Origin of the sequence: Sulfitobacter sp. (assembly GCF_041552635.1) — a bacterium.
GTDB lineage: Bacteria > Pseudomonadota > Alphaproteobacteria > Rhodobacterales > Rhodobacteraceae > Sulfitobacter.
Map to the genome: position 1 here is coordinate 1 of NZ_JBFEKM010000087.1, position 17,090 is coordinate 17,090.

The window sequence follows — 17,090 nt, forward strand, 5'->3', positions numbered from 1 at the left end:
TCAAAGGCACAGGAACGGGCCTTGGGCTGGCGATTGTTCAGGATATTCTGGATGCGTCGAAGGGGTCGATGACCCTGAAACAGGCACGCGGAGGCGGTTTGAAGGTCGTGCTGGATTTGCCGATGCCAAGCGCGGTCGCGCCTGACTGACAGGGGGCTTTCGCGCCCCCATCACCCTTCGTTGATATCGCGTTCCACGATACGTGCGCCGCTGGATTGACGTTTGAAAACGACACGCAACACGATCCACCCCAGCAAGGACAACCCCGCAAACAGGGCCAGCAGCAACGACACGCCAGCACCGGGCAGGACCAGCACCACCGGAACCATCGCCAAAGCGCCAAGGGCGAAGCCTAGAAATATGTTGCCCGGCACCAAAATCTCGACCAACGCCAACACCAGCGCCACCGAGACCCAAACCCACCAAAGGGTCACATAGTCGGTCAGCATCGCCCGCGTCCTTTCAACAGTTTGAATGCATCGCCAAAGGCCTCGAGCGCTTGGGCGGGGACCAGAATTGTCTGGTTACCGCTGCCCTTGCCAAGGGCGTTCAACGCTTCGACCTGTTTCAGTGCAATCTGGTACTGCGCGGCTTCCAATCCATTTTCACCAATCGCAGTTGCCACGACCTGTGTTGCATAGGCCTCGGCGTCGGCCAGCACGCGGCGTGCCTTGGCGGTTTGTTCGGAGGCATAAAGCTCGGCGTCGGCGGCCAGTTCCACCGCACGTTTTTTGCCCTCGGCTTCGGTCACTTGTGCGCGGCGCGCACGTTCGGCATTCAGCTGTTGCATCATCGCGGCACGGGTCGCGGCATCAAGGTTCACATCCAGAATCTCGGCGCGGGTGACTTCGATGCCCCAGTTATCGACGGCATCCTCGACGAGCAGTTTGATGGTGCTGATCAGCGCCGTGCGGTTCGATTGCACCTCGTCCAGATCCATCTTGCCGATCTCGGCACGCACGATCCCGGCCACGGTGGTGGCGATGGCGCTGTCGATATCGCGGATGCGGTACACGGTCTTTTCAGGTTCGATGATCCGGTAAAACACCGATGTGTCGACCTGAACCAGCACGTTGTCACGGGTGATCGCGTCTTGGCTGGCGGTTGGCAATTGCCGCTCGAGGATCGAGATTTTATGTGCAATGCGGTCAATGAACGGCACGATCATGTTGATGCCCGGCCCCATAACCGCCCGCAACCGGCCAAAGCGTTCTACCACATGCTGTTCGGACTGGGGTACGATTTTGACCGCTTTGACGACCAGAATAACCAAGAGCAAAGCCAGCAGGATCAGGGGCAGGTTGGTCTGGAAAATCTCCAGCAGGATGTCTTCGATAAGCACGCGCGTGGTCTCCTTTGAGGGACGTTTTGCGGCAGTTTCCGCCAAATCGGCAAGAAAGCAAAGCGCCATCGTGATTGCGCGCAATTGCACGACATCCTATAGGGCCAGCATGGAAAAATTCTCATTCGATCTTCAGGCCCGCGACGGGGCCGCGCGCACCGGGGTTATCTCGACCCCGCGTGGTGACATTCGCACACCTGCGTTCATGCCTGTGGGCACTGCGGCCACCGTCAAGGCGATGATGCCCGAAAGCGTGGCCGCCACCGGTGCCGACATTTTGCTGGGCAATACCTATCATTTGATGTTGCGCCCCACAGCCGAGCGTATCGACCGGTTGGGCGGCCTGCACAAGTTCATGAATTGGCATAAACCGATCCTGACCGATTCAGGCGGTTTCCAAGTGATGAGCCTAGCTGATTTGCGCAAGCTGACGGAAAAAGGCGTGACTTTCAAAAGCCACATCGACGGGTCCAAGCATGAATTGACCCCCGAACGGTCGATGGAGATACAAAAGCTGCTCGGCTCTGACATCGTCATGTGTTTTGACGAATGCCCAGCACTGCCTGCCGACCGTGACCGGATTGCGGAGTCGATGCGTCTGTCGATGCGGTGGGCCGCGCGCAGCCGCGACGCCTTTGGCGACCGTCCGGGCCATGCGTTGTTCGGCATCCAGCAAGGCGGGTTGGAGCGTGACTTTCGCGAAGAAAGTGCCAAGGCGTTGATCGACGTGGGCTTTGACGGATACGCCGTCGGTGGTCTGGCCGTGGGCGAGGGGCAAGAGGCGATGTTTGGCTGTCTCGACTTTGCGACCGACATGCTGCCAGTGGACCGCCCGCGCTATTTGATGGGCGTTGGCAAACCTGACGATATCGTCGGTGCTGTCGCGCGCGGCATCGACATGATGGATTGTGTTTTGCCGTCGCGATCTGGCCGCACGGGGCAGGCGTTCACCCGCCATGGTGTTGTGAACATCAAGAACGCGCGCCATACGGACGATCCGCGCCCGCTGGACGAAGACTGCACATGCCCCGCCTGTTCAAACTACAGCCGCGCCTATCTGAACCATGTTTTCCGCAGTCAGGAGATGATCAGCGGCATGCTGCTGACTTGGCACAACCTGCATTACTTCCAGGAAATCATGGCCGGTATGCGTGGTGCGATTGCCTCTGGCACGTTTGAGGCATGGGAGGCTGATTTCCATACGCAAAGGGCGCAGGGCGATATAGAACCGCTTTGAAACTTCAAGCGGGCCAATGAAAAATAAACCCGTGAACCAATCCTTGCTGTCAGGCGTCTTGAGCTTAGGTGCTTAAGATAACTTAACAGCTAGGAAAGGACTTTGAGATGTCGGAAAAACTATTCTCTCCCGTGACCGTTGGGGCAATCGAAGCGAAAAATCGTGTGGTGATGGCCCCGTTGACGCGCAACCGTGCGGATAACGACACTGGTGAAGTCGGCGAGTTGCACGTTGAATACTACGCTCAACGCGCCGGTGCCGGCATCATCATCACCGAAGCCGCGCAGATCAGCCCTGAGGGCAAAGGCTATCTGGCGACGCCGGGCATCTACAGCGATGGTCAAGTTGCCGCGTGGAAAAAGGTAACCGATGCTGTGCACAAAGCAGGCGGCAAGATCGTCATCCAGCTGTGGCACGTAGGCCGGATCAGCCACACCTCCCTCCAGCCGGACGGTCAACAGCCGGTCGCACCCTCTGCGATCACGGCGGATGTCAAAACATTCACGGCAGACGGATTTGAGCCCACATCGGAACCGCGCGCTCTTGAGACCGCTGAAATCGCCCGCGTAATTTCTGACTATGTCCATGCCACCAAGATGGCGCGCAAGGCGGGATTTGACGGGGTCGAGGTCCACGGTGCTAACGGCTATCTTTTGGACCAGTTCCTGAAAACCAAGACCAACAAGCGCGATGACCAATACGGCGGTTCGCTGGAAAACCGCGCCCGCCTGTTGCTTGAGGTGATTGAGGCGGTCACAAGCGCATGGGATGGTGCCCATGTCGGTCTGCGTCTGTCGCCGTTTTCGCCTGCCAATGATGTGGATGATGCAAATCCGCAAGAAACCTTTGAATATCTTGTGCCAAAGTTAAACAAATTCGGTTTGGCCTATCTGCACATGGTCGAAGGGGCCACAGGTGGGTCGCGCGACCTGAATGAAGGCGAAAGCATCCAGAAGCTGCGCAAGCTTTTTGACGGTCTTTACATGGCCAACAATGGCTATGACCGTGACCTTGCGATCAAGACCGTCAATGATGGTGCTGCTGATTTGATCGCGTTCGGCAGGCCCTTTATCGCCAACCCAGATCTGGTCACGCGGCTTGAACAGCACACGGCACTGAACAAGGGCGATTCCAGCACGTTTTATGGTGGCGGTGCACGCGGCTATACCGATTACCCCTTTCTAGAAGAAGACGCGGTTGAATAAACGCCAGTTTTTCCGGCCCTTGTGTTCAGGGGCCGGAAATCCCCGAATATCAGGCGAATTTTGGCAGCAATTTAAGCGATCCGTGCTTGTCTGTCGGTTCGGCACGGGTCATTCTAGCGCAAAACCGAAAACAGGGCCCCGGCGCAACGGGTATTGAAACAGGCGGGTAGGGTTCCCAAATACCTACCCAGAACAGGAGATAGCCGAACGGTCGCCTATGACAGGGGCCAGCGTTATCTTGCAGTATAAGGAAAAGAGCATGTTAGAGCCTCTGAACGCATCCTACCCCGTGTTGCCCCTGCGCGACATCGTGGTGTTCCCCCATATGATCGTGCCGCTTTTTGTCGGGCGCGAAAAATCAGTGCGCGCACTGGAAGAAGTCATGGCAGACGACAAGCAGATTTTGCTGTCCAGCCAGATTGATCCCGGTATTGACGATCCCGATTCCGACGGAATCTTTAAGGTCGGCGTCTTGGCCAACGTGCTGCAATTGCTGAAATTGCCAGATGGCACCGTCAAAGTCCTTGTCGAAGGTCAGGCACGGGTGCGCATCACGGAATTCCTTGAAAACGATAGCTTCTTTGAGGCGCGTGCCGAATATCTTACAGAAATGCCCGGCGATGAAACCACCACCCAGGCGCTGTTGAAAACCGTGACAGAAGAGTTCGAGCGCTATTCCAAAGTCAAGAAAAACGTTCCCGAAGAGGCGCTGACTGCGGTTCTTGAGGCGACCGAGCCTGCGCGTTTGGCGGATCTGGTCGCGGGCCATTTGGGCATCGAAGTCGAACAGAAGCAGGATCTTTTGGAAACGCTGGCTGTGTCTGAACGGCTGGAAAAGGTTTATGGTCTGATGCAGGGCGAAATGTCTGTCTTGCAGGTCGAGAAAAAGATCAAGACCCGCGTCAAATCGCAAATGGAGAAAACCCAGCGCGAATATTATCTGAATGAACAGATGAAGGCCATTCAGACTGAACTTGGCGATGGCGAAGACGGCAAGAACGAAATTGCCGAACTTGAAGCACGGATTGCTGAAACCAAGTTGAGCAAAGAGGCCAAAGAAAAGGTCGATGCCGAACTGAAGAAGCTGAAAAACATGTCCCCCATGTCAGCCGAAGCCACAGTCGTGCGCAACTACCTTGACTGGATTCTTTCGATCCCGTGGAATGTGAAATCACGCACCAAAAAGGACCTTGTTAAGGCCCAAAAGGTGCTGGATGACGACCACTATGGCCTTGAAAAGGTTAAAGAACGCATTGTTGAATACCTTGCCGTGCAGCAGCGGTCCTCCAAGTTGAAAGGCCCGATCATGTGCCTTGTTGGCCCTCCGGGGGTTGGTAAAACATCGCTTGGTAAATCTGTGGCCAAGGCGACAGGGCGCGAATTCATCCGCATCAGCCTTGGTGGCGTACGTGACGAATCCGAAATCCGCGGCCATCGCCGAACCTATATCGGATCCATGCCCGGTAAGATCATTCAGGCGTTGAAAAAGGCCAAGACGAATAACCCGCTGATCTTGCTCGATGAAATCGACAAGATGGGGCAGGATTTCCGCGGCGATCCCGCGTCGGCCATGCTCGAGGTGCTTGATCCGGAACAGAACGCCACATTTGTGGACCACTATCTGGAGGTCGAATACGACCTGTCCAACGTGATGTTTCTGACCACGTCCAACAGCTATAACATGCCGGGTCCGCTTTTGGACCGGATGGAGATCATTCCGCTGTCGGGCTATACCGAGGACGAAAAGCGCGAGATTGCAAAACAGCATCTTGTGGCCAAGCAGATCAAGAACCACGGCTTGAAGGAAAAGGAATTTTCCATTGAAGACAGTGCCTTGACCAGCATGATCCGCTATTACACCCGTGAAGCGGGGGTTCGGAACCTTGAACGCGAGATCGCCAAGGTGGCGCGTAAATCGCTGACCAAGATCATCAAGAAAGAGGTCGATAGCATCACTGTGACGGGCGACAACATCGAGGATTTCCTTGGCGTTAAGAAGTACCGTTATGGTTTGGCCGAACTCGAGGATCAGGTTGGTGTCGTGACGGGGCTGGCCTATACATCGGTGGGCGGCGAATTGCTGCAAATCGAAGCGCTGCGCCTGCCGGGTAAGGGCCGGATGAAGACAACCGGCAAGCTGGGCGATGTGATGAAGGAATCCATTGATGCGGCCAGCAGCTATGTCCGCTCTATCAGCCCGCAAATCGGGGTGAAGCCACCCAAGTTCGATTCGATCGATATCCACGTGCACGTACCGGATGGTGCGACGCCCAAGGATGGTCCATCAGCCGGTTTGGCGATGGTGACGTCGATTGTTTCGGTACTTACGCAAATTCCGGTGCGGCGTGACATTGCCATGACTGGCGAAGTGTCGTTGCGCGGGAATGCGATGCCAATCGGCGGCTTGAAGGAAAAGCTGTTGGCGGCCCTGCGCGGTGGAATCACGACGGTCTTGATCCCGGAAGAAAATGAAAAGGATCTGCCGGATATTCCCGACAACGTGAAGGAAGGATTGAAGATCATCCCGGTCAAGCACGTGTCCGAAGTTCTCAAGCACGCGCTAGTGCGTCAGCCAGAGGCGATCGAATGGGACCAGGATGCCGAGGATGCAGCCGCAGCGGCTGCTTTGGCCAAGAAATCATCCGGCGGGGACAATGCCACTGCGCATTGACCTGATGTTGTGAAACAATCGGAAGGCCACCCGGTACAAGGGTGGCCTTTTGCGTTTATTATGGCCGTTTTACACCAGATATTGTGTCAAAAAGTGCGTGTTCTGCAAGGATTGCTGGATTATTGGCAAGTTTTGGGCTATCAAAAATTAATGAAAAATCACAAGGCAGCATAGAGTTCCATGAGCAGCACAATCAAAAACACCAAGTCGAAGCCCGCCTCTAGCATGGCCACTGGCGCATCAACCAGCCAAACGAGCAAGGTGCAAACGCCCAAGCCCGCGACCGCAACCCCAGCCGCTGTTGTTGATGGGCCACGCCCTGTTATCGTCGGACCTGTGATGCGCAAGAAAGAGCTGATTGATCTGGTTGTCGAACGCTCGGCCATCAAAAAGAAAGACGCCAAGCCCGTCGTCGAAGCAATGCTTGCCGTTCTGGGCGAGGCCTTGGCTGACAATCGCGAATTGAATTTGCTTCCGATGGGCAAGTTCAAAGTAGTGAACGAAAAAGATCTTGGTAACGGCAAGATGATGCGGGTGAAAGTGCGCCAAGTCACTCCATCAGACAAACTCGAAACCGCCGGTGCGGATACCGACGAATCCGACGTTTAGGCACGGCGCGCCATGACGTTACAAGAGGCCCTTTGAATTCAAAGGGCCTTTTTGGTTTCGGCGTAGGTGTGCGTAAGTCCCGCCCTATACCACAGAGCATTAAGAGTACGTGTTGTATCGAGCCCTATTGAATATTGTCGCAAGCCAAATCAGGTGGCACTAGATTGTGCAGTCAGGAGAGTGTGAGTGTTCGATGTCCGCTGACATGGACATTTGGGGTGTTCCTGCCCGGAAAGTGGTCGAGCAAGGCGAACGGCAGGCAGATATCGGGCAAGACCCCGTGGCATCAGTCATGACCCCTAGCGAGCCGATTGAAGCGTCCAATTCCGAATGCATATGTAAGAGCTTCATGTTGGTGAAACGACGCTTGGGTGCAGACTGCGTCTTGATGGTCTTGAATTGCGCACTGTGGTTCCACTTTTGACTCTCAACACCCCATATCGTGCCACGACGCATCGGCCTACCGTTGCTTAAGAAGCGGGCCGCTGCTGCCCTGACGTATCTGGAACCCGTGATCGACGTTGATATTGCCTTGAATGGTCGAGAGAGTATCGAAAGCGCAAACCACATCGGCTGAAGCGACTTGTCCAAGACAGACCAACAGCCCGGCCATGACCCTCTTTCTTCCGACCAACATCTTGCGGGCACCCCCTCAAGGGTGTTGGCTTTGCAAGAATGTCGTCAGTCTGAAGGTGGGTGTAGCGCATTAGCATTCGCAGATCACGATGGCCGCTGATCATCTGCAATAGACGTTGCCCTCAGCCGCTACATGCGATGTTGATAGCGTGCTGTATCCAACCGAGTTCACGCACCACTATCGCAGGCTTCACCTCCTGCAACCTCCGAATACGATGTGCCACGAAGTTCGCCGTTGTCAGCTTGTCGATCCGCTATTGGGAAAGTGTTGGGCAAGTCCGCAAGAAGCCTCTGATCGCGTATCGTTCATTATCAACGCATCTTTTGAGGCTGGTAACAGTATCACGGTATCGCACAAGCACATTGCCAAGGGGTATCCTCTCGGAAGCCAGCATTGGTGCATCCCTCGGATGTCCTCGCTCTGCCTTTAATTCCATCCTGCGTGCCCAGTTCACCGCATCGGCACGCCGTGTGAACGATGGGACTGCGATCTCGTATCCTTGCTCACTATCGCTTGCCATTTTCCGCTCGATCTTTTGTTCACTGTAGCCATTATCTGCGTCTCCATAAGTTGGAGGCATCTTCAGGTTTTAAGTGCAGCGGACAGCAATGCAGGCGGCGCATAGTAGTCTGCGCCATTCCCGTAACTACTAGATAACATATGAGTATTTATGGTGGGTCGTGAGAGGCTCGAACTCCCGACATCTTCGGTGTAAACGAAGCGCTCTACCAACTGAGCTAACGACCCGTGAGCGATCTACTACCCTAAGGTTCGGAGGGGTTTCAACCCCATTTTTGCCGTCAAATGCAGTTTTCCGAATTATTTTTTCAACGAGCGGTTTTTGGGTCCGTTTGCATCGGTTGCTGGGCGTTTTCCGCTATCATTGGAACTGATCCTCATGCTGGTTTGTTTGTTGCCTAGACCGCTCTCGACAGCTAATAGGAGGCTTGGTTTTTTTACGCCTTCTCCCCGATCTTTGAACCGCCATTGGATGGCACAGCAGGTCCCAACACCGGCCCCGCCAAGACTGACCCCGTAAATCCAGCCCGCCATCACCGGCACCATGAAAGATATTCTATGATCCTCGATATTGACGTCCAGCTTGAATATCAGATGTCCGGTCCGACGGATATGATCTTGCAAATACAGGCCCCTGATTTCGCCGACCAGCGTGTCGTGTCAGAAAGCTTTGCGTTAAGCGAAACACAACATCGGGCGACCATTGCAGGCGAGGCGGGGATGGGCGAACGGGTCTTGATCCGCACAAATGGCAATCTTAGGTGTGATTACAAAGCGCGGTTTGACGTCGACAGGCCAGCCTTGCGGATCGAAGAATTCAAAAGCGTGCCGCCGCATAAATTGCCCAGCGACGCCGTGCGTTATCTGATGCCGTCGCGCTATTGCCCGTCGGATCAGCTGCAAAGCTTTGTGGCGGCTGAATATGGCAACCTCAGCGGTGGATACTTGATCGCGACATTGCGCGACTGGATTTATGAGCGGTTCCAATATGTTCCCGGTTCCAGCAACGGGCAGACGACAGCGCTTGATACCTTTGTCCAGCGCCAAGGGGTGTGCCGCGATTTTGCCCATGTGATGATTGCTTTGGCGCGCGCGGCGGCAATCCCTGCGCGGTTTGTCAGCGTCTATGCGCCTTATGTGACCCCCCAGGATTTCCACGCCGTGGCCGAGGTGTTTTTGGATGGCACATGGCATCTGGTTGATGCAACAGGCATGGCTGCGGCCAACCAGATTGTGCGCATTGGTGTGGGCCTTGATGCCGCCGAGGTCCCGTTTCTAAGCAGCTTTGGGCCGGCGATGTTGCTGTCGCAGTCGGTAGACGTTCGGGTGGTCTAGGCGGTTGGCGATAGACAGGCGGGTCGGACCTAGTTATCCAGTCAGGGCAACTGTTTGGGCCGCGATGTTCATCTGAACGGGTTTGGCCCGACGCCGTTCCGGAACTTCGAAAGGATACGCCCATGGCCCTACAAATCGACATATCACGCTTTAAGAACCTTGCGATTGAAACCCATGACGACGGGGTTTGGGTTGTGACACTGAACCGTCCTAACAAACGCAACGCGTTGGACATCGACACCATCGAAGAGCTGGTTGATTTCTTTTCCGCCGCACCCCGTGCAGGGGTGCGGGCTGTGGTGCTGGCCGGGGCGGGCGACCATTTTTGCGCCGGGCTTGACCTGATCGAACACCACGATCAAGACCGCAGCCCTGCTGATTTCATGCATGTCTGCTTGCGGTGGCACGAGGCGTTCAACAAGATGGAATATGGCGGTGTGCCGGTCATCGCTGCGCTGCAGGGCGCTGTTGTCGGAGGCGGGCTTGAACTGGCAAGTGCGGCGCATATTCGCGTTATGGATCACAGCGCCTATTTTGCTTTGCCCGAAGGGCAGCGCGGCTTGTTCACCGGCGGCGGGGCCACGATCCGGGTCACCGATCTGGTGGGCAAATCACGGATGATCGACATGATGCTGACCGGCCGCGTGTACCAAGGCCAAGAGGCCGTTGACCTGGGGCTGGCGCAATATATCGTCGATGGCTCCAGCTTTGACACCGCCTTGGAACTGGCGCGCAAGACGGCGCAGAACCTGCCGCTGTCGAATTTCGCGATCTGTAGTGCGGTCAGCCACATGCAGAATATGTCCGCCATGGATGCCGCCTATGCCGAAGCCGTGGTTGCCGGTGTGGTGAACACCCAACCGGACGCACGCGCGCGGCTTGCGGCCTTTGCCGACAAGAGCGGCGCACGGGTGCGGCCTAACTCTTAGGGTCTTGGGTCAAGTCGGGCGGGGCGTCGTCATCATCCAGCAGCAAACGGGCGGCGCTGCCTTCGGCATCGTCATATTGCCCGCTGCGCAGGGTCCACAGAAAGCCACACAGCCCCAAGCCGCCTAGGATAATCGACACCGGGATCAGGATCAGCAAGACATTCATCGGATGACCCTGATCCGCATCGCATTGGCCAAAACGGTCAGCGACGACACAGACATGGCAATCGCTGCGATCAGGGGCGACGCATAGCCCAACAGGGCCACGGGCACCGCGATGGCGTTATACCCCGCAGCGATTGCAAAGTTTTGCCGCGACAGCCGCGTGGTCGCGCGGGCAATCTTGAGCAGCAGCGGGAATTCTGCCAGCGTTTCGCGCAGCAACACGATATCGGCGGCACTGCGCGACGCATCCAGCGCCGAAGCAGGGGCGACCGATGCATGTGCCGCTGCCAGCGACGCGGTGTCGTTCAACCCGTCACCCACCATCAAAACGCGGTGCCCGGCCTGTTGCATGCCGGTGAGATAGGCGTGCTTCTGGGTGGCGCTGACGTTGAACTGGATGTCCTTGATCCCGATTTGCGCGGCCAGATCCTGCACCGGTTTTTCGCTGTCGCCGCTCAGAATTTGGGGGGCTATGCCCATGCTGCGCAGCCCCTCAAGGGCGGTTTGAACGCCGGGGCGCGGGATGTCTGTCAAGGGCAGTGGGATCGCAGGGTCATCGCCAATCTTCAGGCCCAATCCGTCAAATCCAGCCCCAAGCCATGATCCACGCCCCATCCGGACGGCTTGCCCCTTCAGGCGGGCCTGCATCCCGAACCCAGGGATTTCGTTTATTTCGGTCAGCGCTGCTGGCTGCACAGGCGGCAGCACGGCCAGAAGGCCGCGCGATACCGGATGGTCTGAGGATTGCGCCAACCTGCGCGCCACACCGGCCTGTTGGTCGCTCAGGGATGTGATCTTTCCGGTGCTGCTTGACAGGGTTAGCGTGCCGGTCTTGTCAAAGACGGCTACGTCTATTTCGGCCAACCGTTCTAGTGCTGTGCCAGATTTGACCAGAAACCCCATCCCATAAAGCCGCGCAATCGCCGCCGTGGCCACCGCAGGCACTGCCAGCCCCAATGCGCAGGGGCAGGTGATGATCAGGACCGCCACGGCGATGTTCAGCGCAAAGCGGATATCGCCGCTGATCCAGACCCAGACCACAAAGGCCAGCAGGGCCAGCAGGTGCACCGCAGGCGCATAAATCCGCGCGGCACGGTCGGCCAGATTGGTATAGCTGTTGCGGCTGTTTTCGGCCATTTCGACCAAGTTCGCGACGCGGCGCAGGGTCGTATCTTCGCCCACGGCGGTCGCTGTCATCTCGAAAGGGGCACCTTGGTTGATCTCTCCGGCTTGGACCGGGTCGCCTTTGGTCAAAGTCTGCGCAGAGGATTCGCCGGTCAGGAACGACCGGTCTGACAATGCCGATGGGCTGTTCAGCGTGCCGTCAACCGGCACACGAACGCCAGTAGGGATCACCAGCCGGTCGCCCACGCGCAGGGCGCTGACGGCGACCTTGGTGGCTTGACCTGCGTCAATGCGCTGTGCGGTTTGCACCTCGAGGGCGGCAAGTTCCTTGGCGGCCGATCTGGCCGAGCTTCGGCTTCGGTGATCGAGGTAGCGACCGATCAACAGGAAAAATGTCAACGACAGGGCGGCGTCGAAATAGGCATGTGCGCCGCCGTTCAGGACCTCGAACAGGGACATGCCCGCAGCCAGCAGAATGGCAAGCGAGATCGGCACATCCATGTTCAGCGCACCGACCCGCAGGGCCGACCATGCATTGGCAAAGAACGGCTGGCCACAAAACAGTACGGCAGGCAGGCTGATCAGTGCGGAAATCAGGTGAAACAGATCACGCGTGGCATCCGACGCCCCCGACCAAACTGCAACCGAGAACAACATGACATTCATCATTGCAAAGCCTGCGATGGCCAGTCGGATCAAAAGACCGCGGCCGACAGGGTCTTGGCCAGCTTCAAGCAAGGTCAGATCAAGGGGATAGGCGTCATAACCCGCGCCCTTGAGGACTTTGATGATGCTGTCATCCGACACATCGGGTCCGTGCACCGATACCCGTTTGAGCGACAGGTTTACGCGTGCGCTGTCAACGCCGGGCAGGGCGGATAGCGCGCGTTCGACCTTGCCGATGCAGGCGGCGCAATGGAGCGAGGGGATCGAAAGAACCGCATCCGGCGGGCGGGCATTGCGCGCAGTTTCCTGCGCCAAAGGTGCGACAGCGCAGGCGGGGCAGGCGGCGACATGGGTCATCTTGTGATATGCACCACGATGCGCTGCTGAAACAATACGCCGTTCGCAGCACGCAGTTTTACGCGCAGGTTCCAGTTGCCGGGGCCAGCGTTGACCGGTGCCACAAGCGCGTTGCCGTCGAAGGTAAAATCTGGTGTCTGATCGGCAACCACGCTGGTTGCGCGGCCGAATGTGGCCTCTTCGACCTGGGGCGCAATCCCGGTGCCGTCTTGCAAGATCACCAACTTTAACAGGTCGTGATCCACATCCGCGGACACGACCCAACCTAACGCCTCTTGGGCGTCGCGGTCTGCGTCAAAGGATTGCGAGGCGACGTAGGAATTCTTGACCTCAAGCCCCGGAAACGTACGGACGGCCTGAAAGGCCAGCGTCAGATTAACCGCGATGATCACCCCGAACGCCGCCACAAAGCCGCCGAACACATGCCATCCTGTCAGTTCACGTTGCATCTAATTTCCCTTTCCGTTGAAGGTGGTCGCCTTTGAGGCGCGTGTCTGAGCCTCGCTATCTTCGACCCAGATCCGCAAAGGTGTCGCCGCCGCGTTGGCCGCAGGATCCTGCGCCCGAGCGGTTACATAGACACGTTGTAGCAGGGTCGTGTCCGCCGGTATGCGCAGTATCAACTGGTCTGTCCCCTCAAGCCCGATGCGCAAAAGCTCATCGCTGCTGAGGCTCAGACGGAACTGCCGGTCTTCGCCAGACTTGTTGCGCAGGCGCACGTCATAGATGTTGCGGATCGAGCCATCCGATTGGGTCACATAGGTCGGGTTGCGGACCGGGCTGACGGTCAATTCGATGTCCGACCGGATAAACAGCGCATAAACCAGCCCTACGCCGATCAGCGACCATATCGCTGTGTAAAGGATCGTCCGGGGCCGCAAGATATGACGCCAGATCGGTTTCGGCTTGGCACCGGCACGCTCTGCGGCCTCGTCGGACAGGGCCATATAGTCGATCAGACCGCGCGGCTTGCCGATCTTTGCCATCACGTCGTCACAGGCGTCGATGCACAGCGCACAGGTGATGCACTCCATCTGTTGGCCGTCGCGAATGTCGATGCCAGCGGGGCAGACATTGACGCAGGCCATGCAGTCGATGCAATCGCCCGTGGTGCCGTCATGTTTCTTGCCGCGCGGCTCTCCGCGCCACTCGCGGTAGGCGACGGTGATGGTGTCGGGGTCCATCATCGCGGCCTGAATGCGGGGCCACGGACACATGTAATTGCAGACCTGTTCGCGCAGGAACCCCCCAAAAACAAAAGTCGTCGCCGTCAGGATCGCGATGGTGATGTAGGCGGCGGGGTGGGCGGTCAGGCCGACCAGATCACGCGCCAGCGTCGGTGCATCGGTAAAGTAGAACACCCACGCCCCGCCTGTGGCCACGGCGATGACCAACCACACGGCCCATTTTGTCAGGCGAAGCCGCCATTTTTGCACGCTCCATTTCGCGTGGTGCAAGCGGACGCGCGCGTTGCGGTCGCCTTCGATCCAGCGCTCCACCAGAATGAAAAGGTCAGTCCAGACCGTCTGGGGGCAGGTATAGCCGCACCAGACGCGGCCAAGCGCCGAGGTGAACAGAAACAACCCCAGCCCCGCCATGATCAGCAGGCCTGCGACGAAATAGAATTCATGGGGCCAGATCTCGATCCAGAAGAAATAGAAGCGGCGGCTGGCCAGATCCACCAACACCGCCTGATCGGGCAGGCTGGGGCCACGGTCCCACCGGATCCACGGGGTGATGTAATAAATGCCAAGGGTGACGATCATAATCGCCCATTTGAAACGGCGAAAAAACCCCGTGACGCGGCGGGGGAAAATCGGCTCACGTGGGGCATATAGGGAGGGTGGCGTGGTTTGGTCAGTCATCAGATAAATCCTTTTCGCCCCCTGACCTTAGCCGGGTCAGGGGGCGCAAACCTTGATCTTGATCAAGGTTTTTCAAATCGTCGATTTATTCACCGCCACCCAGCCCGTGAACATAGGCGGAAACGGCACGTACGTCGGCTTCGGTCAGGCGTGGACCCCAAGCGGGCATCACACCGAAACGGGCATTGATGACTGTGTCGGTCAGGGTCGCGCGGTCACCGCCATAAAGCCAGATCGCATCCGCCAGATTGGGCGCACCCTGGGCACGGTCGCCCAAACCGGTTTCACCGTGACAGGCCGCGCAATTATCGGCAAAGACAGTTGCGCCCGTCGCGGCCAGTTCGGCGTCATAGTCGGCATTGGACAGGGACACGACATGTTCCACCACCGCGGCGATTTCCGGCTTTTCCAGCATGTCGCCAAAGGCGGGCATCTGAGAATAGCGCGCATCGCCGTCCTGATCGTTGCGGATGCCATGGCGCACGGTATATTCGATATCGGCCATTTCACCGCCCCAAAGCCAGTCATCATCCAGAAGGTTCGGATACCCCTTGGCCCCGGCAGCGCCCGACCCGTGGCATTGCGAACAATTTGCCCGGAACACCGCACCGCCGCGCGCGGTGGCATAGCGGTTCAGGTCGGGATCGGTGGGCAATGCGTCCATGTCGGTCGCCAGCAACGCAGTGACCAGATCGGCATTTTTGCCCTCGTGAGCCTTGATGTCGGCGGCCACATTCGCACGGGTCGACCAACCCAGCAGCCCTTTGGTCGCACCTGAAACCATCGGCCATGCAGGGTAAGCGATCGAATAGAGGATCGCCCAGATGATGCAAAGATACAGCGTCCACAGCCACCAACGTGGCAGCGGGGTGTTCAGCTCTTCGATGCCGTCCCAGCTGTGACCGGTGGTGGATTGACCGGTGATGTCGTCCTTTTTACCTTTAGACATGGTCATCGCCTTTCGCTGGAATGGTTTTTGGCTTGGTGTCGTCGCCCAAAGGGATGTGGGCGACGGATTTGTAAACTTCGCCACTGCCGGGCCGGTAGGCCCACAGGATCACGCCCGCAAAGAAGATGAACATGGCGAGCAGAACCCAGCTGTCGGCAAGTTCGCGCAAGAGGGAATAGGTATTCATATCGTGCCTCCTCAGCGGCTGGCATCTGGGGTGAAGGTCGAGAAATCAACCATGGTTCCAAGGATTTGGAGATAGGCGATCAGCGCGTCCATTTCGGTCACGCCGGGTTGGCCGTCGAAGTTCGATACGGCCGCACCGGGGTAGCGTTCAAGCATCCCGTCGTAATCCGCATCCGGATCGGCCTGAACGCGAAAATCTGACTCGGCCGCTTCGATCTGTTCGTCGGTATAGGGGACGCCGACAAAACGGTGGGTTTTCATCAGCGCTTGCGTGTGGGTCGGCTTGATTGGCGTTTCCTTGAGGAACGCGTATTTCGGCATGATCGATTCCGGCACCACGGATTGCGGATCGCTTAGGTGATCCACATGCCACGCATCGGAATAGCGCCCCCCCACGCGGGCCACGTCGGGACCGGTGCGTTTGGAGCCCCATTGGAACGGATGGTCATACATCGATTCCGCAGCCAGCGAATAGTGGCCATAGCGCTCCACCTCGTCGCGCATGGGGCGGATCATCTGGCTGTGGCAGACATAGCAGCCTTCGCGCACATAGATGTCGCGCCCGGTCAGCTCGAGCGGGGAATAGGGCCGCACGCCTTCGACTTCTTCGATGGTGTTTTCCAGCCAGAACAGGGGGGCAATTTCCACGATGCCCCCCACAGTGACCACAAGCAGCGATGCAACCAGCAGCAAGGTGGGGCTTTTCTCAAGGATGGCGTGTTTGTCGATAAAGGCCATTGTTTCAGCTCCTTATTCTGCGGGTGTTGCGTTTGAGGGCAGCGCTGTGGTCACCGGTTTCGCGCCGCGAATGGTCATCCACATGTTCCAGACCATGATCAGCCCACCAGTGAGGTAGAGAACCCCGCCCATGCCGCGCACCACATACATCGGGAACTTGGCGGCGACGGTGTCGGCAAAGGAGTTGACCAAGAAGCCCTGATCATCGACCTCGCGCCACATCAGACCTTCCATGATGCCGGTGACCCACATCGAGGCGGCGTAGAGAACGATGCCGATGGTGGCCAACCAGAAGTGCCAGTTGATCGCGGACATCGAATGCATCTTTTCACGACCCCATAGTTTCGGCGTCAGGAAGTACAGCGCGCCAAAGGTGATCATGCCGTTCCAGCCAAGTGCGCCGGAATGCACGTGCCCGATGGTCCAGTCGGTGTAATGCGACAGCGAATTGACCGCGCGGATCGACATCATCGGACCCTCGAAGGTGGACATGCCGTAGAAGCCAAGCGAGATCACGAACATCCGCAAGACCGGATCGGTGCGCAGCTTGTCCCA

Annotated in this window: 17 protein-coding genes and 1 tRNA gene; 7 read left to right on the forward strand and 11 right to left on the reverse strand. The window is 57.6% G+C overall.

From position 1 onward, the window contains the following. The coding region (locus ABYT07_RS11710) for an ATP-binding protein (protein WP_372991880.1) at window positions 1-149 on the forward strand (149 nt) is incomplete at its 5' end. Window positions 150-170: 21 nt separating this feature from the next. Here ABYT07_RS11710 and ABYT07_RS11715 read toward each other — a convergent pair. Together ABYT07_RS11715 and ABYT07_RS11720 are read right to left on the reverse strand one after the other, a co-directional pair. Then, window positions 171-449 (reverse strand): NfeD family protein, encoded by a 279-nt coding sequence (locus ABYT07_RS11715; RefSeq protein WP_372991852.1) that lies wholly within the window; start codon window positions 447-449, stop codon window positions 171-173. Continuing rightward, entirely contained in the window at window positions 443-1,342 is a 900-nt protein-coding gene (locus ABYT07_RS11720; protein ID WP_372991854.1) for an SPFH domain-containing protein, read from the reverse strand. Before ABYT07_RS11720 ends, ABYT07_RS11715 begins: the two co-directional genes overlap by 7 nt. A 109-nt stretch (window positions 1,343-1,451) precedes the next feature. On the opposite strand from ABYT07_RS11720, the gene tgt reads away from it, so the two are divergent. From tgt to ABYT07_RS11740, 4 genes are all read left to right on the forward strand, one after another. Continuing rightward, entirely contained in the window at window positions 1,452-2,579 is a 1,128-nt protein-coding gene (gene tgt / locus ABYT07_RS11725) for a tRNA guanosine(34) transglycosylase Tgt (protein ID WP_372991855.1), read from the forward strand. Window positions 2,580-2,686: 107 nt separating this feature from the next. Then, window positions 2,687-3,784, forward strand: coding sequence for an alkene reductase (locus tag ABYT07_RS11730; RefSeq protein ID WP_372991857.1), 1,098 nt, complete (start codon window positions 2,687-2,689; stop codon window positions 3,782-3,784). 259 nt (window positions 3,785-4,043) lie between these two features. Continuing rightward, window positions 4,044-6,455: an endopeptidase La gene (gene lon, locus ABYT07_RS11735; RefSeq protein ID WP_372991858.1), complete on the forward strand. Its 2,412-nt coding sequence runs from the start codon at window positions 4,044-4,046 to the stop codon at window positions 6,453-6,455. Window positions 6,456-6,635: 180 nt separating this feature from the next. Then, a complete protein-coding gene (locus tag ABYT07_RS11740) occupies window positions 6,636-7,064 on the forward strand; it encodes an HU family DNA-binding protein (RefSeq protein ID WP_372991860.1) in 429 nt (142 codons plus the stop codon). 1,308 nt (window positions 7,065-8,372) lie between these two features. Here ABYT07_RS11740 and ABYT07_RS11745 read toward each other — a convergent pair. After that, window positions 8,373-8,448: transfer RNA gene (locus ABYT07_RS11745), tRNA-Val, on the reverse strand. Between the two features lie 330 nt (window positions 8,449-8,778). Here ABYT07_RS11745 and ABYT07_RS11750 point away from each other — a divergent pair. Both ABYT07_RS11750 and ABYT07_RS11755 read left to right on the forward strand, forming a co-directional pair. Beyond that, window positions 8,779-9,555: a transglutaminase family protein gene (locus ABYT07_RS11750; protein ID WP_372991862.1), complete on the forward strand. Its 777-nt coding sequence runs from the start codon at window positions 8,779-8,781 to the stop codon at window positions 9,553-9,555. A gap of 122 nt (window positions 9,556-9,677) precedes the next feature. Beyond that, window positions 9,678-10,484, forward strand: coding sequence for a crotonase/enoyl-CoA hydratase family protein (locus ABYT07_RS11755; protein ID WP_372991864.1), 807 nt, complete (start codon window positions 9,678-9,680; stop codon window positions 10,482-10,484). Here ABYT07_RS11755 and ccoS read toward each other — a convergent pair. From ccoS to ABYT07_RS11795, 8 genes are all read right to left on the reverse strand, one after another. Further along, a complete protein-coding gene (gene ccoS, locus ABYT07_RS11760) occupies window positions 10,474-10,650 on the reverse strand; it encodes a cbb3-type cytochrome oxidase assembly protein CcoS (protein ID WP_372991865.1) in 177 nt (58 codons plus the stop codon). The genes ABYT07_RS11755 and ccoS overlap by 11 nt on opposite strands. Further along, window positions 10,647-12,797 carry a heavy metal translocating P-type ATPase gene (locus ABYT07_RS11765; protein ID WP_372991866.1) on the reverse strand — a complete coding sequence of 717 codons (2,151 nt, stop codon included), beginning with the start codon at window positions 12,795-12,797 and terminating at the stop codon, window positions 10,647-10,649. The genes ccoS and ABYT07_RS11765 overlap by 4 nt, the downstream gene beginning before the upstream one ends. Next, a complete protein-coding gene (locus ABYT07_RS11770) occupies window positions 12,794-13,246 on the reverse strand; it encodes a FixH family protein (RefSeq protein WP_372991868.1) in 453 nt (150 codons plus the stop codon). Before ABYT07_RS11770 ends, ABYT07_RS11765 begins: the two co-directional genes overlap by 4 nt. After that, window positions 13,247-14,662, reverse strand: a complete 1,416-nt coding sequence (gene ccoG / locus ABYT07_RS11775) for a cytochrome c oxidase accessory protein CcoG (RefSeq protein ID WP_372991870.1) — start codon at window positions 14,660-14,662, stop codon at window positions 13,247-13,249. Window positions 14,663-14,747: 85 nt separating this feature from the next. Then, entirely contained in the window at window positions 14,748-15,611 is an 864-nt protein-coding gene (ccoP, locus tag ABYT07_RS11780; protein WP_372991872.1) for a cytochrome-c oxidase, cbb3-type subunit III, read from the reverse strand. After that, window positions 15,604-15,798 (reverse strand): cbb3-type cytochrome c oxidase subunit 3, encoded by a 195-nt coding sequence (locus ABYT07_RS11785; RefSeq protein WP_372991874.1) that lies wholly within the window; start codon window positions 15,796-15,798, stop codon window positions 15,604-15,606. The genes ccoP and ABYT07_RS11785 overlap by 8 nt, the downstream gene beginning before the upstream one ends. Before the next feature lie 11 nt (window positions 15,799-15,809). After that, window positions 15,810-16,535 (reverse strand): cytochrome-c oxidase, cbb3-type subunit II, encoded by a 726-nt coding sequence (gene ccoO / locus ABYT07_RS11790; RefSeq protein WP_372991876.1) that lies wholly within the window; start codon window positions 16,533-16,535, stop codon window positions 15,810-15,812. Between the two features lie 12 nt (window positions 16,536-16,547). Next, window positions 16,548-17,090: cbb3-type cytochrome c oxidase subunit I (locus ABYT07_RS11795; RefSeq protein WP_372991878.1), on the reverse strand; the 543-nt coding region annotated here is incomplete at its 5' end.

Coding starts and splice junctions, on each gene's coding strand:
- ABYT07_RS11715 (WP_372991852.1), bottom strand. CDS start 449: ATGCTGACCGACTATGTGACCCTTTGGTGGGTTTGGGTCTCGGTGGCG.
- tgt (WP_372991855.1), top strand. CDS start 1,452: ATGGAAAAATTCTCATTCGATCTTCAGGCCCGCGACGGGGCCGCGCGC.
- ABYT07_RS11730 (WP_372991857.1), top strand. CDS start 2,687: ATGTCGGAAAAACTATTCTCTCCCGTGACCGTTGGGGCAATCGAAGCG.
- lon (WP_372991858.1), top strand. CDS start 4,044: ATGTTAGAGCCTCTGAACGCATCCTACCCCGTGTTGCCCCTGCGCGAC.
- ABYT07_RS11740 (WP_372991860.1), top strand. CDS start 6,636: ATGAGCAGCACAATCAAAAACACCAAGTCGAAGCCCGCCTCTAGCATG.
- ABYT07_RS11750 (WP_372991862.1), top strand. CDS start 8,779: ATGATCCTCGATATTGACGTCCAGCTTGAATATCAGATGTCCGGTCCG.
- ABYT07_RS11755 (WP_372991864.1), top strand. CDS start 9,678: ATGGCCCTACAAATCGACATATCACGCTTTAAGAACCTTGCGATTGAA.
- ccoS (WP_372991865.1), bottom strand. CDS start 10,650: ATGAATGTCTTGCTGATCCTGATCCCGGTGTCGATTATCCTAGGCGGC.
- ABYT07_RS11765 (WP_372991866.1), bottom strand. CDS start 12,797: ATGACCCATGTCGCCGCCTGCCCCGCCTGCGCTGTCGCACCTTTGGCG.
- ABYT07_RS11770 (WP_372991868.1), bottom strand. CDS start 13,246: ATGCAACGTGAACTGACAGGATGGCATGTGTTCGGCGGCTTTGTGGCG.
- ccoG (WP_372991870.1), bottom strand. CDS start 14,662: ATGACTGACCAAACCACGCCACCCTCCCTATATGCCCCACGTGAGCCG.
- ccoP (WP_372991872.1), bottom strand. CDS start 15,611: ATGTCTAAAGGTAAAAAGGACGACATCACCGGTCAATCCACCACCGGT.
- ABYT07_RS11785 (WP_372991874.1), bottom strand. CDS start 15,798: ATGAATACCTATTCCCTCTTGCGCGAACTTGCCGACAGCTGGGTTCTG.
- ccoO (WP_372991876.1), bottom strand. CDS start 16,535: ATGGCCTTTATCGACAAACACGCCATCCTTGAGAAAAGCCCCACCTTG.